General features: G+C 48.9%; 22 protein-coding genes. 7 read left to right on the top strand and 15 right to left on the bottom strand.

Features of this window, described 5'->3' with window-relative positions; genetic code table 11:
* Nucleotides 1-185: 185 nt before the first annotated feature.
* From ABC831_RS23010 to ABC831_RS23000, 3 genes are read right to left on the bottom strand one after another with little or no spacing between them, the layout of a single operon-like run.
* Nucleotides 186-1,244, bottom strand: a complete 1,059-nt coding sequence (locus ABC831_RS23010; RefSeq protein ID WP_343250412.1) for a radical SAM/SPASM domain-containing protein — start codon at nucleotides 1,242-1,244, stop codon at nucleotides 186-188.
* A gap of 26 nt (nucleotides 1,245-1,270) precedes the next feature.
* Nucleotides 1,271-1,501 carry a hypothetical protein gene (locus tag ABC831_RS23005; RefSeq protein ID WP_343250410.1) on the bottom strand — a complete coding sequence of 77 codons (231 nt, stop codon included), beginning with the start codon at nucleotides 1,499-1,501 and terminating at the stop codon, nucleotides 1,271-1,273.
* 54 nt (nucleotides 1,502-1,555) lie between these two features.
* Nucleotides 1,556-2,287: an MBL fold metallo-hydrolase gene (locus ABC831_RS23000; protein WP_343250409.1), complete on the bottom strand. Its 732-nt coding sequence runs from the start codon at nucleotides 2,285-2,287 to the stop codon at nucleotides 1,556-1,558.
* Between the two features lie 1,066 nt (nucleotides 2,288-3,353).
* Here ABC831_RS23000 and ABC831_RS22995 point away from each other — a divergent pair.
* From ABC831_RS22995 to ABC831_RS22980, 4 genes are all read left to right on the top strand, one after another.
* Nucleotides 3,354-5,621 (top strand): oxidoreductase, encoded by a 2,268-nt coding sequence (locus tag ABC831_RS22995; RefSeq protein ID WP_343250408.1) that lies wholly within the window; start codon nucleotides 3,354-3,356, stop codon nucleotides 5,619-5,621.
* Nucleotides 5,622-5,668: 47 nt separating this feature from the next.
* On the top strand, nucleotides 5,669-6,952 hold the full coding sequence (locus tag ABC831_RS22990; protein WP_343250407.1) for an aconitase X: 1,284 nt from the start codon (nucleotides 5,669-5,671) through the stop codon (nucleotides 6,950-6,952).
* Complete coding sequence (locus ABC831_RS22985; protein WP_343250406.1) at nucleotides 6,949-7,395, top strand: aconitase X swivel domain-containing protein; 447 nt, start codon at nucleotides 6,949-6,951, stop codon at nucleotides 7,393-7,395. Before ABC831_RS22990 ends, ABC831_RS22985 begins: the two co-directional genes overlap by 4 nt.
* A 131-nt stretch (nucleotides 7,396-7,526) precedes the next feature.
* Nucleotides 7,527-8,492, top strand: a complete 966-nt coding sequence (locus ABC831_RS22980; RefSeq protein WP_343250405.1) for an SDR family oxidoreductase — start codon at nucleotides 7,527-7,529, stop codon at nucleotides 8,490-8,492.
* Nucleotides 8,493-8,630: 138 nt separating this feature from the next.
* On the opposite strand, the gene ABC831_RS22975 is transcribed toward ABC831_RS22980, so the two are convergent.
* The 8 genes from ABC831_RS22975 to ABC831_RS22940 form a co-directional block, all read right to left on the bottom strand.
* On the bottom strand, nucleotides 8,631-8,981 hold the full coding sequence (locus ABC831_RS22975; protein WP_343250404.1) for a hypothetical protein: 351 nt from the start codon (nucleotides 8,979-8,981) through the stop codon (nucleotides 8,631-8,633).
* Between the two features lie 14 nt (nucleotides 8,982-8,995).
* Complete coding sequence (locus tag ABC831_RS22970; protein WP_343250403.1) at nucleotides 8,996-9,655, bottom strand: RpnC/YadD family protein; 660 nt, start codon at nucleotides 9,653-9,655, stop codon at nucleotides 8,996-8,998.
* 515 nt (nucleotides 9,656-10,170) lie between these two features.
* Entirely contained in the window at nucleotides 10,171-11,352 is a 1,182-nt protein-coding gene (locus ABC831_RS22965; RefSeq protein ID WP_343250402.1) for a MalY/PatB family protein, read from the bottom strand.
* Between the two features lie 281 nt (nucleotides 11,353-11,633).
* Nucleotides 11,634-12,257, bottom strand: coding sequence for an ABC transporter permease (locus ABC831_RS22960; RefSeq protein ID WP_343250401.1), 624 nt, complete (start codon nucleotides 12,255-12,257; stop codon nucleotides 11,634-11,636).
* On the bottom strand, nucleotides 12,242-13,024 hold the full coding sequence (locus ABC831_RS22955) for an ABC transporter ATP-binding protein (protein WP_343250400.1): 783 nt from the start codon (nucleotides 13,022-13,024) through the stop codon (nucleotides 12,242-12,244). The genes ABC831_RS22960 and ABC831_RS22955 overlap by 16 nt, the downstream gene beginning before the upstream one ends.
* A 140-nt stretch (nucleotides 13,025-13,164) precedes the next feature.
* Nucleotides 13,165-14,055: a glycine betaine ABC transporter substrate-binding protein gene (locus tag ABC831_RS22950; RefSeq protein WP_343250399.1), complete on the bottom strand. Its 891-nt coding sequence runs from the start codon at nucleotides 14,053-14,055 to the stop codon at nucleotides 13,165-13,167.
* Between the two features lie 35 nt (nucleotides 14,056-14,090).
* The gene (locus ABC831_RS22945; protein ID WP_343250398.1) at nucleotides 14,091-14,741 is read right to left on the bottom strand and encodes an ABC transporter permease; all 651 of its coding nucleotides are present in this window, start codon (nucleotides 14,739-14,741) and stop codon (nucleotides 14,091-14,093) included.
* Nucleotides 14,742-14,955: 214 nt separating this feature from the next.
* Nucleotides 14,956-15,858, bottom strand: coding sequence for a hypothetical protein (locus ABC831_RS22940; protein ID WP_343250397.1), 903 nt, complete (start codon nucleotides 15,856-15,858; stop codon nucleotides 14,956-14,958).
* Nucleotides 15,859-16,124: 266 nt separating this feature from the next.
* Between ABC831_RS22940 and ABC831_RS22935 the strand changes: the two genes are divergently transcribed.
* On the top strand, nucleotides 16,125-16,610 hold the full coding sequence (locus tag ABC831_RS22935) for an RNA polymerase sigma factor (protein WP_343250396.1): 486 nt from the start codon (nucleotides 16,125-16,127) through the stop codon (nucleotides 16,608-16,610).
* Nucleotides 16,607-17,503, top strand: coding sequence for a zf-HC2 domain-containing protein (locus tag ABC831_RS22930; RefSeq protein ID WP_343250395.1), 897 nt, complete (start codon nucleotides 16,607-16,609; stop codon nucleotides 17,501-17,503). The genes ABC831_RS22935 and ABC831_RS22930 overlap by 4 nt, the downstream gene beginning before the upstream one ends.
* A 271-nt stretch (nucleotides 17,504-17,774) precedes the next feature.
* On the opposite strand, the gene ABC831_RS22925 is transcribed toward ABC831_RS22930, so the two are convergent.
* Both ABC831_RS22925 and ABC831_RS22920 read right to left on the bottom strand, forming a co-directional pair.
* Nucleotides 17,775-18,179 (bottom strand): PaaI family thioesterase, encoded by a 405-nt coding sequence (locus tag ABC831_RS22925; protein WP_343250394.1) that lies wholly within the window; start codon nucleotides 18,177-18,179, stop codon nucleotides 17,775-17,777.
* A gap of 204 nt (nucleotides 18,180-18,383) precedes the next feature.
* Nucleotides 18,384-18,764, bottom strand: coding sequence for a hypothetical protein (locus ABC831_RS22920; protein ID WP_343250393.1), 381 nt, complete (start codon nucleotides 18,762-18,764; stop codon nucleotides 18,384-18,386).
* Between the two features lie 639 nt (nucleotides 18,765-19,403).
* On the opposite strand from ABC831_RS22920, the gene ABC831_RS22915 reads away from it, so the two are divergent.
* A complete protein-coding gene (locus tag ABC831_RS22915; RefSeq protein ID WP_343250392.1) occupies nucleotides 19,404-20,609 on the top strand; it encodes a metallophosphoesterase family protein in 1,206 nt (401 codons plus the stop codon).
* A gap of 165 nt (nucleotides 20,610-20,774) precedes the next feature.
* Here ABC831_RS22915 and ABC831_RS22910 read toward each other — a convergent pair whose 3' ends face one another.
* Nucleotides 20,775-22,478: an Hsp70 family protein gene (locus ABC831_RS22910; RefSeq protein ID WP_343250391.1), complete on the bottom strand. Its 1,704-nt coding sequence runs from the start codon at nucleotides 22,476-22,478 to the stop codon at nucleotides 20,775-20,777.
* A 63-nt stretch (nucleotides 22,479-22,541) separates the two neighbouring features.
* Nucleotides 22,542-25,856 (bottom strand): tetratricopeptide repeat protein, encoded by a 3,315-nt coding sequence (locus tag ABC831_RS22905; RefSeq protein ID WP_343250390.1) that lies wholly within the window; start codon nucleotides 25,854-25,856, stop codon nucleotides 22,542-22,544.
* Between the last annotated feature and the right edge of the window lie 102 nt (nucleotides 25,857-25,958).

The following is a 25,958-nucleotide window of genomic DNA, read 5'->3' as shown; positions in this document are numbered from 1 at the left end:
TCCTCATTTTGTATGTATTTGTTTCGCAAAACTATTTTACAACAAAATGAGGAGGCAGGGTGAATTTATTTTTTATTTTATTTTTCCTAGACTTTTTGCTTAAGTTCGCGCCTATGGGGACAGGCCCCTTCCGCCATCCGTAACCAACTGGCCGGCCCTTCTGACGGAACGTGCCAGTCCCCTCTCTATTCGGCTGCCGCCAATCGTTCCAGGCGTTCGATCACGTAAGGGAAAAATGCTTTGTATGCCTCGCAAAAGCAGTTCAGCCTCAGCTTCTCCTCCCCGTAATCCCGTTCTCTTCTGCATCCGCCTCTGCAAAGAGGATACCATTTACATTCTTTACACTCCTCATCCATTTCAAGCGATGGCTCCAGATACCCTCTGGCTATATCCGAATTTCTCATATCCGAAAAACTGTCTGTATTGACATTCCCCAGCCGGTACCGGTCCACCACATAGAAATCACAGGGATACACATCCCCGTTGGCTTCGACTACGGTCTGGACACTGCACCTTCCGCACATATTACAGCTCTCAGGCGCAAAACCCTTCAGGATTCCCACCCAGTTCTCGAACTGCCGGATATACACATATTTACCATGCACAAAATCCTCATACCACAGATCAAACAATTCCTTTAACGCATCGCCCAGCTTAACCGACGTCAGCGAGTACACCTCATTTCCCTTATCCTCTCCCAGAGGATCCAGGCAGGGAATATACTGATGATACCAGATCTCCTTCTCCGTCAGGAATCGGTAGATGTCTCTTATCTTCGGCGAGTTGGAACCGGTAAGAACGGTAAGCGCATTAAACTCGATCCCGTGCTTCTTAAGCTTCCGTATGGTGGACCATACAGGCTGGAATGTGCTGATGCCACCCGGCCCATGGCGGTGCATGTCCTGGCAGCTCTTAGGCCCGTCCAGGGATACACCCACCAGGAATTCATGTTTCTTCAAAAAAGGAAACCATTCCTCCCCCAGATCAAACCCATTGGTCTGAATCGCATAGCTGATCCGCAGCCCTTTCTTATTATACTGTTCCACGGCCGACACAAAATGCTGAAAAAAAGGAAGGCCGGCCAGCGTCGGCTCTCCGCCCTGAAAGGCGAAGGTACATTGGTCCTCCGCCTCTTCCAGGGCTTTTTTCACCATATGTTCTACTGTGTCCGCTTCCATGTAACCATAAGAATATTGTTCCCGTTTCTTCGCCTCATCACAATAAAAACAATAATCGCAGTGCATATTGCAATTTGATGATGCTGGCTTTATCAACAGATATAAAGGGGGCATCGTCTCTTCTTCCTCTCTTCCTTTTTAACAGCCAATCTTTTACCGTAATCATTTAGAGCGTATCTTTCACAGCATTTCATTTTTACCTCCATGCGTACGTTTTCCCGCACATATAGGGATACCTTTACAGGTTCTCTTAACCCATGCCCTTCAGGCGGGTTTGCAGCAAAGCTGCAAAATAAAGGATGGGCGGACATCTTTTTGTTCAACCTTTATACTACTATTTCCGCTCAGCATCTCTTGGAAAATTTCTATTTTCAATTTTAAACTTGAAATGTCTCGCCCTCGCGCGTAATCTCTTCCACCCGCTCACGATAAGGCTCAGAGCACTCAAGTGAGAGCAGCTTGGGGATCACGGAATAATCTCCCCAGAAATGCATAGGAAATGCCTTACCGGCATCCGCTGTTCTCATAAACACATCGAATCCCCAGAAAAACCGCTCCTCCTGCCTGGGGTCCAGCGGCAGAAATGCGGCATCAAAGTGCCTGCCCTCCAGCTTTTTCATTTCCCGCTTAAAGTTTTCCTCCATGCGTCGCTCATCCTCGTCGCTTTCACCTTCCCAGGACCACCAGTTCAGATCACCGGCATGATAAATACAGCGGTCTCCCGCACTGACAAGGAAAGCCACGCCTTCATCCGTGGAGGTCAGGGTTTCCACCGTCAGGCTCGCTTCCCCCGGGCCTTTCAGGACCTGTACTGCATTTTTGCCTATATATAAAATATGTTCCCTGGCCTTTACCGGTATATTCCTGCGTTCCATATATTTTTCGTTCATTCGGGTATCCGATGACAACAGATAGGTTACATCCGGATACTGGTCCGCCAGGGCAAAGATATCCGTATTGAAATGATCGTGATGCTTGTGGCTGACAAATATATAAATCGGTTTTGCGCCCGTAAATTGAGGGATCGTTCCCTGATAATAATCAAATATGAATATGGCCTCCGGCAGTTCTACGGAGAAACCGCTGTGACCGATGTAGGTAATTTTCATTATTGTAATTCCTTTCTTTATTGTAACCGGATTACATGGGGTGCTCATGACTATGTGGATAGCTGTTTAGGTTCCGGTTTTTTATTCCAGTATACAATGCTTATGTGTTTTATGACATTTTAGACTTGATCCGGTATATTCAACACACACTTGCCTGTATGAGCAGTGACACCAACCCGAAAATCTATGGAGCAGGGCCTGTTCATTTCAATCCACACCGCCTGCATCGGGCAGTGACAGCAAAACCAAACAAATTATTAGTCATTCCCAATCCACTTTCAAGCTAATTGCCCAAAACAAATCACCTTATCAACCAAATCAAAATCCATATCCCTCATAAACCATCATTTTCCCAGTGCGAATCTCCCGACAATTTCATGTTCACTTCCGTTTCGTACCTAATCAGAGCTATATAAAGCAACACACAACTGTCTAATTAAACTCCATATGTCAAAAACACCTTTATTGTCATTTATATTTTAACACACTACGCCATATAGGTCTATTTATAATAAATTTGCAATGTCTGGCACAATAACAGTTTGTCATCTAATCCGGTACACTAAATCACCTAATCATCCCCATCATGAACACAATACAGCATGTATCCGCTCACAGCAAGTCCCCCCCACAGACTGTCCGAAAACCAGGGCGCAGCCCACCAGGTATTTGCACGGCACGGACTTGCCCTATGAGGACCCGGCAGGGAGATTTCATTTAGATTTTACTGGGTAACAGCCTTAAGTGAGACAGGGGATCACAGACACCACTCTCTCCGCCGAGTACCCATAGGGCAAGTCTGTACCGGGCAAACACCCAGGTGGGCAGCGCCCTGGTTTTCGGACAGTCTCCCAACATATAACGCACACGCTCTCATAACTAAATTCGAAGTTTTTCGCCCAGCATTCCCCATCACCCCGCACCAAAGAAGCAATACCAAAATATATTTAATCCAAAACTCCCGCTGTACCGGCAGTCTTATTGTTAAATATTTGACATCCTCCATCAACCCAGATACAATCATAATAGAAGAATAATCGTTCTCTAGAGAAGGAGGAATTCCCCCATGAAAACAGATGCTCTTGTGCAACGACTGGTAGACAGCTACGGCAGCTGGGTCACCGACGGCTCCGACGCCCAGACAGGCTGTGCCGGAATGACACAGAATCTCTACCCTTACACCTCGTTATTTTCCCCGATCCAGATCAACCGCATGACCGTCAAGAACCGGCTGGTAATGGCTCCCATGGGAAATATCGATATGTGTGAGGAGACAGGCAGGCCCAACGACAAGATGCTCCAATACTTTTTCGCCCGGGCAAAGGGCGGAACCGGTCTGCTGACCACCGGCCTGGTACCGATCAGCCACGGTATTGATCATTCCATCACCGAACTGGGCAAGCTGACCTATTTCCCCCGGATCGACCGGAGCCGCACCGTGTTCGCGGGCTGGCGGGATCTGGCGGAAGGCGTCCATGTCTACGGGGCCAGAATCTTCGTTCAGCTGACTGCCGGACTGGGACGTGTAGGAAATCCCCAATGCCTGATCAATGAGTTAAAATTCCCGGTCAGCGCATCCTTCAATCCCAATTTTTATATGTCCCAGATCCCCTGCATGCGACTGTCCGGACATAAAATCAAGAAAATTATTAAGAACACCGGTCAGGCCGCGGCGGACGCCAAAGCCGCCGGGCTGGACGGCGTCTATCTGCACGGCCATGAGGGCTATCTCATGGAACAGCTTACCAATCCTGCGTTCAATCACCGGAAGCTTGGGCATTTTGCAGACTGGCAGGCGTTCGGATTGGACTCGGTCCGAGAGATCCGCAAAAGGGTCGGCGGCGACTATCCGGTCATGTACCGGATCGATCTGTCCCTTGCCCTGAATGAAACCTACGGGGACACCATGGAGAAAAATCCGTTAAAGAAATTCAAAAACGGACGGACCGTGGAAATGACTCTGGACTACATGAAGCATCTGGTGGAAGCCGGTGTGGACATTTTCGATGTGGATCTGGGCTGCTACGACAACTGGTGGCTGCCCCATCCTCCTGCCGGAATGCCTGCAGGCTGTTTCCTGGACGTAGCCCAGGCCGTCAAACAATATTTCTCTGAACACGATATCCGATCAAACGCAGGAGTCCCGGTTCCGGTAGTCGCCGTAGGCAAACTGGGTTACCCGGATCTGGCGGAACAGGCGCTGCGGGATGAGAAATGTGATATGGTCATGCTGGGACGTCCTCTTCTGGCCGATCCCGACTGGCCCCGCAAGGCCTATTCCGGGCATGTGGAGGATATCATCCCCTGCATCGGCTGTCAGGAGGGCTGTATCAATGAATTCGTGGACGGCGGCCACCCTCAGTGCGCGGTCAACGCCCGGACTTCCTTCGAGCATCTTCTGCCGGAAGTCCCGCCGGTTCCCACAAAGCCAAAGAAAATCGCCGTAGTCGGAGGGGGACCCGCTGGTGTCAACTTCGCCATTACAGCGGCGGGACGCGGGCATCAGGTGACCTTGTTCGAAAAAGAGGACCGACTGGGCGGAAAGCTGATCCCCGGCTCCGTACCAAAGATCAAATTTGACCTGGATAACTACCGCCTATATCTGGAACGTCAGGCCATCAAGGCTGCGTCCGGCGGAAATCTGACCCTTTGTCTGAACACCGAAGTCAGTCCCGAACAGCTGCAGCGGGAACAATATGACAGCGTTCTTTTTGCTACCGGCACCAAACCCTTTGCTCTGCCAATACCGGGCATCGACGGGGCGCCCACGGTGGAAGCCACCGATCTTCTCTGCCATCCGGAAAAGCTTGGCAGCGCCCGAAAAGTCCTTGTCGTCGGCGGTGGTGTGGTCGGATGCGAAACCGCATATTGGCTGAGTTATGAGCACAACTGCGAGGTAACCGTAGCGGAAATGACCAGTTACTTCATGGACGGTACCTGTACCGCCAACCGGGGGCATCTGATCCACTATATGAAGCAGGCGGGCGTCACCTTACTGAACTGCTGCAAGGTTGTATCTTTCCACGGCAGTGAGGTGACCGTGGAACAAAATATTTCCAAAGGGGTACCCGATCCCTACATAACCTGGCAGCCAATCCTGCCAAAAAATATAGAGAATCCTCTGGCCCCCAAACTGGGCACCGAAACTGCTCGGAAAGTCCTGAACGCGGATCTGATCGTTCTGGCCGCCGGCGGTCGGGAGGACGTTTCCCTGTTCCTGGAAGCACAGAAAAACCGTATCGCCCCGGAGCTCTACCAGATCGGGGACAGTTTTGCTCCCGGCAAGGTTCTGGAGGCCGTAAGAGCTGCCTATATGCTTGGCAGCAAAATTTAATTTGCGGTCTGTCCTATTATTATATTGAATAAGAAAGGGGAACACTTATGGCATCCATGCAGTTAACAAACGAAGAACAGGATATGCTGGACGGCCGACAGGGAGAAGCTATGGCTAAGGTAATGAAAACTCTGGTCATGTACGGTGAAACCTTCGGCGCCTCCAAAATGGTGCCTGTCACCGGCAAATACGGCCATCTGGTCACCAGTTTCGGCCTCTCCGTCCTGGACCCGGTGTACGGTCTGATGGACGAACTGATCAAAGGCGGAGCATTATCCAAACAGCAATTCAGTATCGATCCCCGCCCGCTGGATAAGAATGTCCCATGTAATCTGATCCAGAAACTATTTTTCAAGGTCATGTACTCCAAACAGGAGATGTATGAAGGGCAGCTGACACAGCTCGGCCTTCTGAACAATGATCCTTTCACCTGCGCCTGTTATTTTGACGAGGTAGGCAATACGCCTGAGGAGGGGGAAGTCCTCTCCTGGGCGGAAAGCAGCGCCGTCGTCTACGCCAACAGTGTTCTGGGAGCCAGATGCAACCGGAACTCCGGTATCATCGAACTGTTCGGCAGTGTCGCCGGCCGGGTTCCGTACTTCGGCCTGCTGACTGACGAGGGAAGGCAGGCCGACTGGATCGTGGAAATCCGGACCGCTAAGAAACCGGAAGCCCAGGTTCTGGGCAGCGCCATCGGCATGAAGGTAATGGAAGATGTCCCTTACATCAAGGGGTTGGACCGCTGGCTGGGTACAAATCTGAATCAGGACGCCAGGGATTATCTGAAAGATATGGGCGCCGCCACCGCATCCAATGGGGCAGTTGGGCTGTATCATATCGAAAATCTGACACCTGAGGCCGTCCGCTTAAGTGACTCACTGATCAACCCCGGCGCCCGAACTTATGTGATCGACGATGCTGAACTGGAACGGGTACAGAGGGAATACCCCTGTGTCTGGAAAGATCCGGCGGCGGCTCCAAAGCTCTGTTTTATCGGATGTCCGCATTTATCCTATGACCAGCTGGTTCATTGGAGCCAGGTGCTGCCAGAGTCCTTGCGTCAGGCTGGCCGCAAAAAGGTGGCGGTTCCAACCGTAATGACTACGTCCCCGGCAGTACTTAAGAAATTTACAGATACGCCGGAGGCTGTCCGTTTAAGGGAGGCCGGTGTTGTCCTCAGCTATATCTGTCCATTGATGTATATGAATAATCCGATGTGCGGGAAAATGCCGGTTATCACCAGTTCCAATAAGCTCCGCACATACACCAGCGCCCGGTATTTCCGGGACGAACAGATACTCACTTACCTTTCGAAAGGAGGCAGCTTATGACAAGGACATTTAAGGGCCGGCCGGTTGTTCCTGGCCAGGTAACCGCTGAAGCGCTGGTCACCCGCGCTGGTTTTAACACGCTGGCCAGTTTTCAGAAAAGCCTCATGTTCGGTGACAAGAACGCTACCTGTTCGGATCAGAATAATCCGGATCTCTATGAAAAACAGATGGCGGGCAAGGCTCTGTGTCTGCCTCAGACCATCGGCTCCACCACCGGAGGTATGGTTTTGTATACAGCTGCTTCTATGCACCGGCAGCCGGCATGCCTGCTCTTTTCCAAACCAATCGATTCCCTGGCCGCCGCGGGTGCTATCCTGGCGGATGTATGGACGGACCAGTCCATGCCCACCGTGGATAACCTGGGGGAAGAGTTCCTGGAATATGTAGATACAGGGATGAAAATCACGGTAGAGGATGATGGCACGGTTACCGTGGAATCTTAGCGCTGGAAGAGGGAAATATAATACTGCTCCTCAGACAGGTGACGGATCAATCGATATCATCAGCGCTGTTAGTCAGGACAGGAACATATCCGTACATCAGAAAGAATCGTGGATTCTTCCGGGAGGTTTTTATGGACGAACTAAATCAAAATAACGGAAAGCAGATGTATGATTACAGAATTAATGAGGCTGGGGATAAGAAAAAAACAGACCGGAATACAAAAATCATGGTTACAGGCGCCAATGGATTTCTCGGGTCCCGGCTGGCTGATTATCTTCACAAATCCTGTACGGTGTACCGGATCGGGCATTCCCAGATAGACATTACGGACCGCCGGGAAGTAGCGGACGCCGTAAGGGAAATGCAGCCGGATTTTGTGATTCACTGCGCCGCCCTGTCTGATGTGGGATTCTGTGAAGAGCATCCGTCTCTTTGCGAGCAAGTGAATGTCATAGGGCCGCTGTATCTGGCTGAGGCCTGTAAGGCAAACAAAGCCCGGTTTGTTTTTATGAGTTCTGATCAGATTTACCATAACAGCACTGCGGCGGCGGCGAACCGGGAAGAGGATACCGTGGAACCCACTAATATCTATGGAATCTGTAAGCTGCGGGCAGAACAGGAGCTCCTGGCTCTGCTGCCGGATACGGTCTGTCTGCGACTGTCCTGGATGTACGACCTGCCGGTGCTTGGAAAACGGACACACCGCAATCTGCTGCTGCAGCTTCTGGAGGCTCTGATTCGAAATGAGGAGCTTACGCTTCCTGTCTATGATTTCCGGGGGATTACCTGGGTACGGGAGGTCGTAACCGGGATCGAGAAGGCACTATTGATACCAGGCGGGATTTATAATTTCGGAAGTGCAAATGAGTTTAGTACCTTTGAAACTGTACAAAAGTGGATGGATGTGCTCGGCTGCGGGAAACGCAGGGATCTGCTGGCCGCGGATGAGACAAGGTTCAGGGACCGGCCCAGAAATCTTAGGATCGATAACCGCAAAATTGAGGACTTCGGAATCCGGTTCTCTGATTCGGTTTGTGGTTTGAAACGGTGTTTGGAAGATTATGGGATCGCTGCTTCTTCCGTATCCGGCAATTGAACGACTTAAGAATCTGTAACAAAACGGAAGGATAATACCCGGAAAAGGCCGGAACTTTTAAGTTTGCCGGTCTTTTTCGGAGATATCCTTCCTTGTTTTCAGAGCCAGCAAAAACCGCATATTAGTATCTATGTTGTTTCAGAGATCTGTTTCATAGTCAAGACCAGCCATTTTTGTAAATTCCTTTAAGGAAGAGGCTTTTTTTGCCGCTTTCATCCATTTATTTAAAATCCTGAAATCGTGCTCTTCCTTAATCCGGCGCTCCAACGTCTCCGGTATTGTAAAGTCTTCAAGAAGCAAAAGGATACCTTCTATTTTTCCTTCTATTTTTCCTTTTCTTTCGCCTTCCTCTTCTGCTTCCTTGCGGTTCACTGCAATATCCATCTCACGGCTGTATTCCGTCATCAGCATATTTTCCACCTCCGAGCCATGTTGTTCCAGATAATCTTTTAAGTTATCCTGTTCCTTACTTTTTATCGCTATGAGCACTTAGCGGCTGTCCTTTAGCCGCTTACGTGCGATGCATAAAAAATAGTCAGCGAGGCTTTATCGAGCGTTACTATTTTTATTATAGCCTGCCTGATCGCATCCTGCAACGGCAAACTTTCCTGGTAACTCCGGACCAAGTCTACGAAATAGCTGTATTCTTTTAATGTAGGACACTTATCAAGGAATTCCGGATTTTCTTTATAATTAATGTTAATAACCCTTACCTGGAAATCCAACGGATGCGAGTCTGCGGGGATTCTATAAGCATCTGACAGCATCATCGTATATTCCCGCGGCATCCGGTCCATCCCATTGTAGAAAACCATATAGTTTGGATTCGGAAGCCGTATTAATTTCGAAGAGTATATACCTGCCCCCTTTGTGATTTTCTCATAAAGTCTTGCTATATACATGAAACCCCGCAAAGGCATATTGGGATTCAAGCTACTCTGATGCTCATAAAGATACAGTTCTTCATGAAACGCAAAAGACACATCATTTTTCATATTCATATAAAGTACATTTTCCAGCGTATTCACTTCGATATCCTCCGGGTTATCATAGTGTGTTCCCATGACAGCATTGTACAATTCCAACAGTCTGCCCTTGTCTGAAAATAAATGTATGAACATCCTGTCTTTATAGGTAGTAACCGGCAAAATGGGATCTGGCATAACCTATTCCTCCTGTATAAATGAAACAATTTAAATAGACAGTAATAAATGACCAAACCTGTACAAATGATTTTAATAAATACAAAAAAGGGAATTAGCGCAAGGCAAGAACTGCCTGTACAATTTATACGAATCTAGCAATTAAGAAAATTCTACTAATAGAATAATGGTAAAACCATTAAACTTCAATGTTTTAAATATAAATTATTCTAAAAAATTTGTAAACTTTTCCTACCCGGGGAAATGTTTGACAATCAGGGCACAACCGACAGTGCGATTAGTTAACGCTCTGCTCCCTGGTTTTCGGTTCTCGTACATCCTCCCGGGTGACAAATAAAAAACGTGTTCATTTTAACCAAACTATACATTCACTGCGAGTTCGGTTAAAATGGACACATTCTATACGGCGCTTAGCATCACGATTCTGTTATTGGTCCCTCACACTCAAAAAGAACACTTTCTCATACTCCACTCACGGAAATTATTGGATTGCCGCAGACAATTATCAATATAATTTAAAATTGTTGTGCGATCCTTTCGAAAGCCTCCTGTATCAACGACCTGCGTGTTCCCAGACACACCCGCTCGTATCCGTCTCCATTTTCCGGATCAAAGACACTGCCCGCCTCCAGGATCACGTTCGCCCTGTTGTAGATGCGGTCTCTGATCTCCTCCGCCGTCAGTCCATACCCGCGAAAATCCATCCAGAGAATATAGGTCCCTTCCGGACGTAAGCATTTTACCTTCGGCATCCTCTCTTTCAGAAAGTCCAATACCCATTCGATATTCTCATCGATATAATGGTTCATCTGACTGACCCAGTCATCGCATTCCCGATATGCAGCGATCAGTGCCGCTATGGCAAACGGCGTAGGAACTCTGTATCCCGCCTGAACGCGGAAAGTCTCCCTGAGCTTCGGATCTTTGATTATGATATTTGAGCACTGCAGCCCTGCCAGATTAAAAGTTTTATTTACAGCTGTGCAGATAATCATTCGTTCTGGGTTTGCTGCAGTGGCCATCGGATAGAACTTTACCCCCTTACGGATAATGTCCCCATGGATCTCGTCCACCACCAGAAGAACGTCATATTTTCTGCAGATACAGGCTATCTTCTGCAGCTCCTCCAGTTTCCAGACACGCCCCACCGGATTATGCGGGCTGCACAGAAACATCATTTTATTCCGCGGTTCCCGGGCCTTTTCTTCCAGATCTTCAAAATCAATCGTATAATAGCCATCTTGTTCAAGCAGCTGGTTATTGACGATCTTCCTATGTGTATTGTCAATCGTACCCGTGAAAGGCCCATATACCGGACGCTGGATAATGATTCCATCTCCCTCCTCCGTGAAGGCTTCCACTGCGATCTGAAGTGCCTCCACAGTCCCATTCACATACAGGAGCTCTTCTTTCTCTATCTTCCAGCCATAACGGCGCCAAAACCAGCTTATAATCGCTTCATAATACTCCGGCACTACCGTACAGTCCGAATAGCCAAACATTCGGTGGTCCACCACTCGGTGTAACGCTTCCAGAATCGGCTGCGGGCAGGCCAGATCCATATCCGCCGTAAAAAGCGGAATCGTGTCTTCGTCTGCCCGGACAGCCAATCCCTTTCGGATAAGCTGCACACCGGAATCCCATTTTATGCTGTACGTTCCTCTTCTGTCTATTACTTCATCAAAATTATACTTCACTTTGCTTTCTCCTCTTTGCATTTATCAGTTTGGGACATGTCCATTTCAGTTTGGGACATGTCCATTCTGTTGTCCATTCTGTTCCTACATCGGAACTTGTTATCTACTCTGCCCTTTCCAATCCGACGCTTATCTACACGAAAATATTTATATAGAAAGATTCCAATCCAGAACATGCCTAAGCTGGAATAAACATCTACATTGGACATGTCCCAATCCGAAATGGACATGTCCCAAATCGAAATGGACATGTCCCAAACTGAAACGGACATGTCCCCCTTTTACAATTTGGGATAACCCAACTTTTTTTCAACTGCATTTAGTATCCAGTTCACGATGATCGCCAGTCCAGCCGCCATGACTGCACCCCACACGATCTTCACCGTATTCAGTGTTCTAAGCCCATCAAAGAGGATGCTCCCGATCCCCCCTGCGTTGATCGTGGCAGCGATCGTAGCGATCCCAATGGTAGACACCACCGCCAGGTGGACACCTGCGAAGATCGCTTTTCGGGCCAGAGGCAGGCGGACCTGCAGCAGTATCTGATTCCGGCTCATCCCCATGCCGGTAGCCGCTTCCACCACCGCCGGATCTACATGATACAGACCATCCAGAAAGTTCCGCAGCAGCAAATACTGATTATACACTACCAGTACGATGATAGCGGTCGTTTTCCCCAGACCGGTCAGCGGTATCATGATGGCGAACAGCGCCAGGCTTGGAATGCAGTATATCATTTCAAATAAATGTATCACCAACCCGGAAAGCCGTTTGAACTGTAATAGGAGTACAGTCAGCACCGCCGCCACCAGTATGGAGATAACAAGTGTGATCAACACAATCTCCAGATGCTGGTACAGAGCCTTTTCCAGCTTTCCATGGTATTTTATCAGGTATTCAAGCATGAGGTGGTTTCCTTCCATAACACTTCCTGCTGCCTGACAGAATCAATCAGGGATTCCACAAAGGCATTGGCAGGATTCGTAACGATATTCCTGGGAGTATCAAACTGCTGAATCTTTCCGCTGTCCATAATCAATACCCGGCTGCCCAGCTTAAACGCTTCATTGATATCATGGGTTACGAACAGAAAAGTCTTGCGGGAAGTCTGATGAATCTTCAACAGCTCATCCTGCAGTTTTAACCTGGTAATGGCATCGATAGCGCCAAACGGTTCATCCAGAAGCATCAGCTCCGGATCCGCCGCCAACGCTCTGGCTAACCCCACTCTCTGCTGCTGGCCGCCGGACAATTGAGACGGATATCTCTTCCGGTATTCCTCCGGATCAAGGCCCACCAGAATCAACAATTCATCCGTCCTGCTGCGTATTTTGTCATTGTCCCATTTCAGGATTCTGGGAACCGTAGCTATATTTTTCTCTATAGTCATGTGCGGAAATAAACCCACCTGCTGAATCACATAACCGATCTTCCTGCGGAATTCCACCGGATCATTCCGGCTGATATCCTCCCCAAAAAACCGGATCACTCCGCTGTCCGGTTCATACAGCCGGTTGATCATCTTCAGCAGGGTGGTCTTTCCACAGCCGGATGACCCCAGGATCGTGATCAGTTCCCCGTGATTTACTGAAAAGCTGATATGGTCCACCGCGTATTCCGAAGTGTTTTGAAACTTTTTGCTTACATCTTCAAATTCTATGGATATGCTCACTTTATGCCTCCATTTTATCACGTCTGCATCGTCTGTATTTCCGCTATTCTTTTCTTAATCGTTTGTATTTCCACCATTTTTTCCTAATTATTTCTATTTTCTGCAATTCTTCTCAAATACGGATACATTAGCTCCGCTAATTATTTCAGAGAATCATAATATTCCTTCGCCACTTCTTCATATTCCCGCTTATCCACATCCACCGCCGCATTCAGCTTCGTAACCGTCTCCGTATCCAGGCCCGCGCTGATCTTATTCAAGATATCCGCCACATCCGGATATTTGTCCAGTAGATCCTGCCGTACTACCGGAGCCAGGTTATAAGGCGGCCATACGTGCTTATCATCCTCAAGCAGCGTGAATTCCGGTTTTACCAGCGGCCCTTCCGTGGTGTAAGCCGGCGCCGCGTCTCCCTCGTTGTTGGAAAGTACAGAGTATCTCAAACCGCCGTCATAGACAGTCGAGGACTTCCAGTCAAAGGGGCCGTATACCTGTTCCAAAGCCATGAGTCCATCCTCCCGCTGGTCAAAGTCCCCCTGAGACACAAAACGGATCTCGGCGGCGTGCTTCTGCAGATCAGAAAGGGTGCGGATGCCCAGCTTCTCCGCCACATCCGTGCGGATCACGATGCCTTCCCCGTCATTGGCCTGGGCATAATTAAGCCAAACCAGGTCATATTTTTTCTTATACTCTTCTTTTACCGTATCGTACACCTGCTGTGCATCGGTAATCATCGGGAGCTGTAATATGGTCAGCAGACCGGTCCCGGTATATTCCGGATACAGATCGATCTCATCGTTGGTAATGGAGGTATGCACCACACTTCCAGCAATGTCGAAGACACGTTCTACCTCATACCCCGCGTCCTCCAGCGCCAGCGCATAGATCTCACCCACGATCAGGTTTTCCGTAAAATCTTTGGTCCCCACCCGGATCCCATCCGATTTCTTCCCACCGCATCCGGATAACATGCCGGTAAGCAATACTGCTGCCATGCCCATCAAAATCAGTTTTTTCAAAAGTCTCTTCATTTTATCCTCCTCTATTCACAGGTAATCCACGCTTATTATTGCGAGGTTCCCAAATGTGTATATCTTAGTATTCTTCGATCCAGAAGATTCAGGATACCGCTGACCAGTATCGCCAGCACCGCCACCGAAAGACCTCCGATCAGCAGCAGATCCGTCCGGTTCAATCCCAATCCGGTGAATATAATCGTACCCAGGCCCCCGCCTCCGATATAGGTGGCCAGGGTTGCGCTGGCGATCACTTCCACCGCAGCAGTCTTCAGGCCGGTAAATATAAAAGGCAGAGACAGCGGGATCCGCACCTTCCAGAAAAGCTGCCCGTCAGACATCCCCATTCCCCTGGCCGACTCCACGACCGAATCCGGAACAGACCGGTAAGCCAGAGCCGTATTGATCAGGATCGGCGGGATCGCCAGCAGGACAAGCGCCACAACCGCCGGTTTTACCCCAGTTCCCATCACAGGGATCAGCAAAATTAATACCGCCAGGCTGGGTACAATACGAAACGTATTGAATACACTGGTCACCAGCTGATAGGCTCTGTCATTTTTTGTACTCAGAATACCAAACGGAACACCGATCAGCAGTGCGCAGACCACAGACAGCAGGCTGACCCAAATATGCTGCCGCACGGCCAGAAGATAGGTATCCATATTATTCAAGAAGTATTCCATTATCTTTTCCATCATAGGTAACTCACGGCCTTCCGGATTCCTGCACAATCCTTTCATGCAAATATCAAATAACTATCAACTTACGCGCTCTTACATAAAACCCCATTTTCAGACAGCCTTTGACAATTCAGCTCTTGGAGTTATGATAAGTCATAAACAACTTTTTGTAAAGTAGACACATTTGAGAAACCTACGGTTCCAACAGATACTATTGTGATAAATCAAAGCTTTACGATTTCTGCATTTCTAATTCATAACTGGCCTGAGGATAGACAGACGACAAAACTCTGCGTCCGTGTATAAATAATTCCAGTTCCACTCTGCCGGAGAGATTTTCCCTGATCTTTCTGCCCATTCCCTTTGTGTCAGGCGCCATAAGCGTCCGTGCCCCCTGTCCGCCGTCAGATATCCTTCCGCTTAACAGATATTTCCCCTGGGAGATAGCGAAGCCTTTTTCATCGCGGTAGAGAACTCTGGCCCCTTTGTAGGATGCCAGCCGTATCTCCTGCTTCCCTGTACTGATCAGGGCAAAGCAGCCCCGAAAACTCATCCGACCCACCGGGATATCGGCGATCGCAGCCGTAATACTTCTGTTTCTGCCGAAAATACCGTACTTTGGATTTTCAAATGTGTGAACCCACAGGTACTCCCGCGGAAACCGACAGCCGCTGTCTCCTTCGATGTAACCGATTCCGTCTGTTACCGTGTGTTTTTTTCCATCCACCTTCAGGACCCCTTCTACCCGGTGGGCCATACTGACGATCTGATGGCTGCATTCCATCTGTTTTGCCAACAGGGTAAGAGGTCCCATGATCGGATAAGCCGGTTTTCTGAAATCGTAAAATGTAAAATGTCCGCTCAGCTTCAGCTTCTCGCTGCGGATATGAAGTTTCATACCATCTTTCGTAAAAACATTTTCCCCAATGCGCATTCCGAAGCCGTTGGGCTGCATCCACACCTGATTCAGCGGATACCTTATAAAATAGGTCTTGTTTTCATAAAACACCTGGATGAACGCTTTCCCCTGCCCCTTGGCCGTTACGCAGATCCCCGGTATCAATGCCAGCTCTGTTGTGCCGCTTTGAACTTTGATATACCATCCTTTAAAAAATTGCTTCCGTTTCTTTTCCATTTCCCATACTCCAGATTCTGTTTTCTTATTTTTCATGCTTGAACTTAACATTTTCAGAATGTTTACCTATATAAAAGTATGGTCAGCAATCTTGTTTTTTATGTTGCGATTGCAATGCCTGGCTTTGTTAATTAATGGCTGCTTTCCATTTCAATGGAGGTCCATGCAGTGTCAATTGCGGTTTTGTTGCCTTCCGGGTGCGAATCATTTAAAATTGTTGTAAGATTATCCGAACTTGTGCGTCTTATCTGTGAGGAGGTGAAAAAGTGACAGAATTTGAGGAAATATACCGGAATTACTTCAAAGATGTTTATCTGTATTTAAAAGGTCTTACGAATGATCCGTATATGGCAGAAGAAATTACGTCGGAGACATTTTTGAAAGCTTTGAAATCCATCGATACCTTCCGCGGCGCCTGCGATGTACGCGTCTGGCTGTGTCAGATCGCGAAAAACTGTTATTATTCTTATCTGCGCAAGCACAGGCGGATCGTAAATTTGGATGAGCTGCCCGATCAGGACCGCAAGGACGGACCGGAACAGTTGGTGTGTTCTGCGGAGCTAAGCCTGAAGCTGCATGAGATTCTCCATGAGTTAACTGAGCCTTATAAAGAGGTTTTTACCCTAAGGGTGTTCGGGGAGCTGAGCTTTCGCCAGATTGGCCATCTATTCGGGAAAACGGAAAACTGGGCCTGTGTCACTTATCACCGCGCAAAAAATAAAATCCGTGAGAAAATGGAGGACGATCTATGAAAGTAACCTGCGCCATCATACAGGATCTGCTGCCCCTGTACGTGGAACACCTAGCCAGCGAAGATACCTGTCTGTTTGTGGAAGATCATGTAAGTACCTGTGTTGATTGCAGGGAACAATTACAGGAAATGAAACTGCCGGCCAAGCTGCCGGCTGATCATGATATCTCGCCGTTTTTGAAGCTAAAAACAACCCTCTGGAAAAAGAAAGTGCAGACGATCTTTTTTACCTGCCTGGCAGCCCTGGTGCTGGCCGTGACTGTGATCGCTTACATCGTATCTCCCGTATACCTTCCTTATGAAACACACCCAGTTACTCTGACCGAACGGGAGGATAAATCGGTGATGGCTGTATTCAATGAGGAAGCAACCGGGTATGGCGTCAGTTCTTCCCCGTCGGATGACGGTTCCGGTTATGTGTATCACATCGTGGCCTGGGACAATATATGGAACACCTCTTTTGTCCGGACTACAGGCGGCAATACGGTGCTGAATCCAAACGGTGAAAAAGTATCCGCGGTTTATTATTATGAAACGAACGGAACCGGGGAGAGACTGCTGTATGGGGACCAGCAGAATCCCAGCGGGATACTCATCCGCCAGCCCAAACCGTCCGTCTGTCTGTTGGCCACCCTTACCGCATTATTCCTGAGCACAGTGCTGCTCCTGGTATTTCGTAAAAGCAAAGTGGTCCGCAAGATCCTTTTTTACACGATACCGGTACCGGTTTTCTACCTGCTGGGTCATTTTCTTATTCTAGGAACCGCTGTCACATCCTATTCCGCCATGCATGATCTGCTTGCGGTACTGCTTGTCACGATGCTGTTTTATGTTATATTTTGTATTACGGGCTGTCTTATTCACTATTTAAAATATAAATCCGCTGCCAGATAGCTGTGCTGCCTATCAGCGCTTCTATCCGATGATTCTAACAGACGCTTCCAATCGGCCAGGCTAGCGGTCCCGCCTGCCGCAGGCTTTGTGAACAGCAGACACGCTGCCGCCACTCTCTCGTCAGAGGTGTGGACCATTCTGATAAATAGGCAAAACCGCTGTCCCGGATATATTTCCTGGAAGCGGCTTTGCCTATTTCTTCAATGTTTCCTTCGTAATGCCTCAGATATTAAATTTTATATACATTTCTATTTGCCATTTCTATGTAAAATCAAATTGTCTGCTCCAGTGTATAATAGGAAAACAATCCTTTTGCGATCAGCCGTCCCTCTTCATCCGACACTTCAATATCATAGACGGATATTGTCTTGCCCGCCTTCGCCTCCTTTGCCTCTACGACCAGTTTTTGGATATTTCTGGCCGCCCGCAGGAAATGGATATCCCCGTTCACCGTCGTACAGTAATGCCCACAGGTCATAGCTGCAGTGGCGCCATTGGTGTCCGCGACAGCGAAAATACAACCGCCGTGGACCGTTCCCAGGGAGTTCCTATGCTGATCTGTGATTTCCAGTTCTCCTCTCGCATATCCCTGCCTGATTTCCACCGTCCGAAACCCCATCTGAATGGCAAATTCAGTCGGATCCTTTCTCAACTCGTACAATTTTTCAAATTCCATTTTTCTCTGCCTTTCCTTTGCTCTATTTTTATTGTCTATTTATTAACAATTTCATAGCTTCCATTCTATCCCAAAAACTGTGTAAGATCAAGTTCTCAGCATATTTCGGAATTAATATGGAATTAAAAAGGAATTAAAATGGACATGTCCCAAACTGAAATGGACATGTCCCAAATTGCTTTCATTTATGTTAAGTATCTGTTGTTATTCTGCCTTGTCTGTAGAAGGCTGATCCTGAGCTCCATCTGCCTCTCCGGCATCGCTGGCGCTGTTAGAGTCAGCGGGTTTGGATGTATCTGCAGGCTCTGTGCCGTCTTTTGCTTCCCCATCAGCAGGATTCGGGGTTGCATCCGCATCCTGAGCGTCAGGTGCAGCAGTTCCTTCCGGAGCAGCAGTGCTTTCCGGGGCAGGTGTTACATTGGCATCATCTTTCTTAGCCGTATCGTCCACATTTACTTCGGTATTGTTCTCCGCAGGTGCCGCATCCTTCTTGTCGTCTTTGTTTCCGCATCCGGCTAACAGCCCGATCGATAACACCAGCATCATTGCAACTACTAAAATTCTAAATCCTTTAAATTTTTTCATAATACTCACTCCTGTCTTTAAATTCTGTCAAAAATCCAGTTCCATATTGTTTACAGTAGATGTTTACAGTAGTGCCCCTATCCTCCTTTCGATTTGATAGACCCTATCATACCGGAAGATTGTGTCCATTTTGTGCCCAAAATGTGATTATTTCCTTATGATTTTCTGATCATTTTATAAGAAAATTATTAACAAATCCAAACAAGCACCAAGAATAAACGCAATACAGGCGAGTCTCCCGGTCTGTACATTCTCATTTTATTTAAAAAGTATTAATGTAAAAAATAGCAGCGCTCGAAAGTACCTCGCTGACTATTTTTCATGCATCGCACATAAGCGGCTATAATACAGCCGCAAGTGCTCATAGCAATAAAAAATCATTAAAAAATTCCATTTCAAGGGTAAAAAATGTATGGAAGTCCTAAGAAAAAATAAAATAGATTAAAATAATAGACAACAAAGACTCTCTCCTATTAATACCTCATTTTCTATAGTTTAATAGCTTAGCTCCAAAGTTTAATCGGTTAGTTCCATGAGTATAGAAAATTTCTCCTATAGTATGCTAAGTTAGCTCTATAGTATAAAACTAGGTTAGCCCCTATTTTGCTCATTAGTTTTCTAATAAAGGAGGCGTTCCAAATGAAGCTTACAGTTACATTCCAGACACCAGGTTACGCAGACGGTACCTATATAATAAACGCAAAAGGCGGACTGGCGGCCACTCTTTATTGGGCTGACGAAGCTGGTGCGCTGAATGACTGGTCTGCCCTTGCCTGTATCCCGCTCACCCCCTCCGGTCACGGCTGCTTCCGTTTGTCCGGAAAGCGATCTATCCCGCCGGAATGCACCCACGTACTGGCCCGGGTTGTCATGCCCGACCTCCGTCATTGGGAAGAATTCCGAACCCCCATATCTTTGCGTGATCGGACACCTCTCTTTCAAGAAAATATCTCCCTTTGCGTCATGAGCGATCTGCATCTTACGAATCATCCCGGAAAAATACGCAGGGCGATGGAGATGGCTGCCCACTCAGATTTTCTTCTATTAGCGGGAGATCTGGTCAATGACGGATTACCCGAACAGTTCGGAATGCTCTGGCAGTGTATCCAGGATACACTGCCAGGCATCCCGGTTATTCCAGTAGCAGGAAACCACGACTATCCCATGTATCCAATTCCGCAGATAAAGTCAGAAATATCCTGCTATCCGTCCTTCCAGGATCACCTGATGCAAAGAGCAAAAGAATACGGTGTCCGCTGGAATCAGGATACCAGCGGCGCATACACCGTTCAGACCGGCTCCCTAAAAATCATCGGACTGAACGCCGCCACCCACTGGCGGAAACTAACATTACAAAGAGACAGACAGCTTCATTATCTGGAATATCAGCTGACAACCCGTACAAACGGTGAACTCGGAATTATCCTGTGTCATGCGCCTCTCCTGGCCCATAACCCGCAGCGGAAACCAGACAAAAGCCAGCCTTACCTGACCAAAGACAAGGACCTCCAAAAAATTCTGGATGCACAGGAGAACTTTATTTTCCTGTCAGGACATACCCACTTATCCCCTAACATCCCAACCGGCTGCGTAGATTACGAGAGCAATGGAAGCCGGCTCTACATCAATACCGGCAGCATCCGTCCAACGGATGTGAAAACAGACGAGCCGCTCGTCCCGGCGGACTGGAAAGACGGAGCAGTTCTCCATCTGAAAATATCCGGAGCTTCCATAGAGCTATATTCAAAATCGATCCTAACAGGCAAAAAATATCCACGATCCTATTACCGCTTCCCCCTAAAGCAGAGCGAAACCAGAACGATATACCACGTTCCCCCCGTATAGACTAACAAAAACTCAGAACCCAGTACACCAGCCTGCAGCGCCAAAGGAAAGAGAGGAAATCGGCAAAGGGCTGGTGAGGTGGGGGCAAATCTCGTGGGACCAAACCGCTTGAGGCCGGACCTTAGAACGGGTTACGAAGATGGAGGGAGAACCTCACAGCAGGATCTATTCATCCTCCACAAAATCCTCCAGCTCCCTAAGCGTCTCTTTCAGCTCCTCCCTGGCTTTCTCGATCTTCGCATTGTCCCGCGTATTAAGCACTTCCTCAAAACGCCGGATCTCCAGTTCGATCACCTGGCGTACCTGGCCGATGCTCTCCTCGAAGAGCCGTTCACATTTTAAGAGCAGGAGTTTGTTTTCCTCCTGATCCCTGGGATGGATCTTCAGGAAAGCCAGCTCCTTCATGCGCTCCTCGATCTCTTCATCGGTCATCTGGTTATTTTCCCCTTTGATGATCTGTTTCTTCGTCTCCCCGGTAGAAACGATGGTAACCTCCACCTCCAGGATCGAATTGATATCATAGGTGTAGGTAACATCGATGGATTCTTCCCCTGCCTTGTTCTTCGGCACAGTCAGTTCCAGCTCACCCAGCAGCACATTGTTGTCCGCGAACCTGCTCTCCCCTTGCAGCACCGGAATTAAGATCCGGGTCTGATCGTCATAGATCGTATAGAAGCGCTCGGTCCGGCTGGCCGGAATTACCGTGTTCCGCTCGATAATCGGGCAGAAATGGCCCCGCTCGTAGCGGTCGGTATAGCGCTGTTTTACCGACACCTCTGTTCCCAGGGTAAAGGAGCACACATCCGTCAGAATCACTTCCCGGATCGCCTCATTCCGCTCCTTCATGGCTGCCTGGATCGCGGCGCCCAAAGCCACAGCCTCGTCCGGGTTAATCCCGGTGTCCGGGAACTTCCGGAACAGACGGCCGATAAACTGCTGAACGATGGGCAGCTTGGTCGCCCCGCCCACCAGTACCACATCGTCGATCTGCGACAGCTTGATCCCTGCGTCGGACAGGCTTCGCTTCACCGGCTTACGGATTTTCTCAAAAAGAGGCTGGCAGGCTTCGTCGTACTCTGTGATGCGGAATTCCTCCGCCACCTCCTTGCCGTCCAGAACACAGCGCATGACGGAAGTTCTGCTCTTGCAGAAGCCGATCTTACACTCCTCCGCCTGCTTGTGCAGATAAAGTCTGGTTTTCAGATCCAGCTGGTCCTCGTCCAGCTTCCGGCGTTCCAGGAACATCTTCTCCAGCACGTCGGTAAAGTCCTCGCCGCCCAGGAAATTGTCCCCGGCCACGGCCCGCACCTCCAGGATATTTTCAAACAGCTCCAGGATCGACACATCAAAGGTACCGCCTCCCAGATCGAATACCAGAAATTTGTTGTTGCGCTTTTTCTCATAGAGCCCATAGGCGATGGCTGCCGCCGTCGGCTCGCTGATGATACGCTCTACCGTCAGCCCCGCCAGCTCACCGGCCCTCTTCGTGGCCTTCCTCCTGGCATCGTTAAAGTAAGCGGGGACGCTTATAACCGCCTCGGTCACCGGCTCACCCAGATAATGCTCCGCGTCTTCCTTCAGCGAGCGCAGTACAAAGGAAGACAGATCCTCCGCTGAGAATTCTTTTCTGCCCAGGCGGAATTTCTTATTGCTGCCCATGCTGCGTTTAAACACATTGGCCGCCGTATCCGGATAGAGAGCCAGCCGCTCTTTCGCCGTCTCCCCCACGTAGATCGTGTCATTTTCATCCACACTGACGATGGATGGGGTCAGGTTGCTTCCCAGACGGTTGGGGATAATCTTGGGTCCCTCTTCGGTAAAATAGGCCGCCAGGCTGTTCGTCGTTCCCAGGTCAATTCCTATTATCATAAGTCGTTCATCTCTTTCTAAAATTACTATTTTTTATTGCTATGAGCACTTAGCGGCTGCTTTTTATTGCTTCCCGCATCCGGCCATCCGGAACCGCAGTTCCATATCCCTGCAGTCAATATCGTACGCTTTCCGGTAAAACTCCAGTGCTTTGTTTTTCTCTCCCGCTTCTTCCAGCAGGATGCCCTGTGCCATATAGAATTCCCAGCACTCCCGGCAGCTGCAGCTGCGGCACATGTCCCGGCAGCCGATCTGCCCGAACAGTTCCGCCGTCTTGTCCATATCCCCCAGATAATAATACATTTGTCCTAAAATGTAAAGACGCGCGTTTTTCCTCTTCTTCGTCCCCAGATAATGTTCCATGGAGCCGTACTCCTGAACCGTGGCTTCTATCTCCATATCAAAATACTTTTTCACGTTCTTGTAATCCTTTTTCTGCGAATACAGATGCATCAGTGCACGGCAGGAAATCGAATACTCGTTGCTGCCCGCTTTCGTCTGAGACAGCGCGGTAGTGATGTATTTTTCCGCCTTTCTCAGATTCTTCTTATAATAATACAGATACTGTCCGATCATCCGGTTGGCTTTCGCGTAGGAGTCATCTTCTTTCAGCGCCTTCTTGCAATACTGGATGGCAGTCTTATAATCCCCGGTGTACTCGTACAGATACGCCAATTCACACAGATAGTAGGCCTTGTTGCTGTTTTCCATCTCCAGAATTTCCTCTACCACCTGAATAGCCTCCCGGAAATGTCCCTGGGAAGAATACATGTCTGACAGGTTTTCCCGCAGTCCGGGCTTATTCGGAAACAATTTGATATTCTTCAGGTAGGCCTCCTTAGCCTCTTCATAGCGGCCCATTCTCTCGTAACAGTCGGCCAGGTTCCCATAGAATACGGTAGATTCTCCCGGCGTCATACATTCCAGCGCTTTCAGGAACATCGGCAGGGCATCCTCGTAGCGCCCGCAGTATTTATAGACACAGCCCAGATTGTTATAAGCATAGGAATCCTCCGGCTCCAGCTCGAATGCTTTCCGGAAATCAGCCTCCGCCTCATCCCAATAGCTGGCGCTCATATACAGAAGTCCCCGCTCCACATAGTAATAGGCTGTGGGAGTCAGCTCCAGCTGGCGGCTGGAATAGGGCAGCGCTTTCTCAAAATACTGCTGTTCCTCCGTGTCATCATACAGATCGGAATAATAGTCCGCCAGACGGCTGTTCGCCCTGCGGTGATCCGGATTCATCTCCAGCACCTTCTCAAAGCACTCCTTCGCCTTTTCGCTCTTACCCAGATCCCGGTAGCAGTTCCCCAGATCCTCGTAAATATTTTCATTGTCCGCCACATGCTTCTGACACTGCTGATACAGCTTCAGCGCTTTCTCATACTCTCCGTCCCGATAGAGCACGTCCGCCTTGAGCCACAGATTGTCCACGGAGGGGTCCGTCTGTATCGCCTCCTCCACCTGGCTTAACGCGTCCTTGTACTCTCCCAGAGCCATGGAGCACAGGACGATTTCCCGGAGGATCTGGTTTAACTCCTCTTTCATCCCGCTCTCCGCCCGCAGTTTCGCTGCCAGTTCCCGGTCAAAGCTGCGCGCTTCTGCATATTCCGCGTCCTTTGATGCCCTCATACGCATGGTCTTTCCCCGGATCACGTCCAGCTTCAGACTGCCGGCCTCGTTTTCTTTGGCCTGATCCAGAATACTCTGCACATCGTCATACTGCCGGTAAATATAGAACACCTCTGCCGGAAGCTCGTAAGTCTTTGGTATATAGGGGAAAATCTCTTTGATCTTATAGAAGTCATCGATAACCTCCTGGGCGGAATGCAGATGGAAATAGGCATCCTGCCTGGTCACCAGAGCCGGCAGGTAGCGGCTGTCAGTTTCCAGGATCTGATCACAGATATCCACGCTCTCCCGGTAGCGTTCCATGTGCAGCAGAATATCCGCTTTTTGCTGCAGTGCCCCGTTATCTTCTATGTAAGCCAGCGCCTGATCAATGGCTGTCAGCGCCTCGTCATAATATTTCGCATCGGAATCCCCCAGCTTCTGATCCGATGCAGCCAACAAGCTGTATGCCTTCAGGAAACGTCCCGGCAGCGCCTGTTCCTCTTCCTCATCCTTAGGTGTCTCCGACCGGATGCTCTGTATCCATGCTTCAAAATGCCGTCTGGCCTCGTCATATTCCGCCAGGTTATAATAGAATCTGCCGCTCAGGCTGTGATATTCCGCTTCATTCTCGTCGTCCGGCTCTAATCCGGCCAGAAGTTCTGCCCCCTCCTCATTTCTCTCGTTCTGGAGCAGGCACCATCCCAGCTTGAAGCGGATCGTAAAGTTATCCGGATCAGCCGCGCATTCCTCAAAAAACCGGGGAATCAGGTGCTCATTTACCTCTTTTAACCTGGCCCGGACATCCTGATTGTCGGAAATGTCGTTCATAATAGCGATAAAGCTTTCCTTAGCCTCCGTATACTGCCCGGTCTTCTCCAGATACTCCGCGCAGCGGAAACGGGCCGTATAGTGTTCCTTTTCCGTCTCCAGCACTTTCTTATAACAGTCATTGGCCTCTTCGAAGCGCTCAAGTTCCCAGTATGCCTGCCCGGTCACATAGGCGATCCACCAGTCCCCGGGATACTTTTCCATAAGCGGCATCAGAAGGTCCACCGCTCCCTGGGGTTGCTCCTGTTTGATCTTCGCCTCGGCCCTGGAAACCTCCAGATAAGGGTGGTAAATCCCCAGACTTTCCGCCTGGGAGAACAGCTCGTCCAGAGAACTGAACTTTCCTTCCTCCACATCCCGGCGGATTTCAAAAAACAGGCTTAAATAGGTGTCATACTCCGCATCATCCGGTCCCTCGAAATATTCATAAGAGAACCATTCATCCTGAGTACATTTATTTTCCACAAATTGAAGAAAATCCAGAGGAAAGGACTCTTTGAGTTCCTCCATATCAGCCAGCAGGGAGAACTGTTCATCCATCAGCATCCAGATCTGGGACGGCAGCCGGAAGTGATCCATGCAATATTTCAGCAGTTCCGTCCTCACTTCGGGACCGGTTTCCAGATCCAGGCAGATGTCGTCCCGGAACAGTTCTTTCCATGACTCAGGATTGATTCTTGCGGATAATCTGCCATAGACCGCTTTCACTTTGTCCAGCCATTCTCCCAGAGGACCTTCCGGGCCCTTTTCCTCTTCCTCCTGCTCCTGTGAGGCCAGGCTGCATGCCTGCTCATAAGCTTCCCGCAACCGCTTGAATCCTTCCGGGTCATCCTCCGGATTGACGTTTACCAGCTTCGACCGGTAGGCCTGTTTGATTTCCTCTTCGTTTTTCGTGGGCTCAATGCCCAAAACCAACCATACCTGTTTTTCATCCATTGTTTATCCCACCATAGCTTTCCTTATTTATGTATTATTTTGCGATATTATTTCTATCATAACCCATATGGGCTGGTTGTGCAAATGGGGATTTTCAGGACA

Origin of the sequence: Diplocloster hominis (genome assembly GCF_032380655.1) — a bacterium.
Lineage (GTDB): Bacteria > Bacillota > Clostridia > Lachnospirales > Lachnospiraceae > Diplocloster > Diplocloster hominis.
This window is presented reverse-complemented; position numbering and strand designations above follow the sequence as displayed.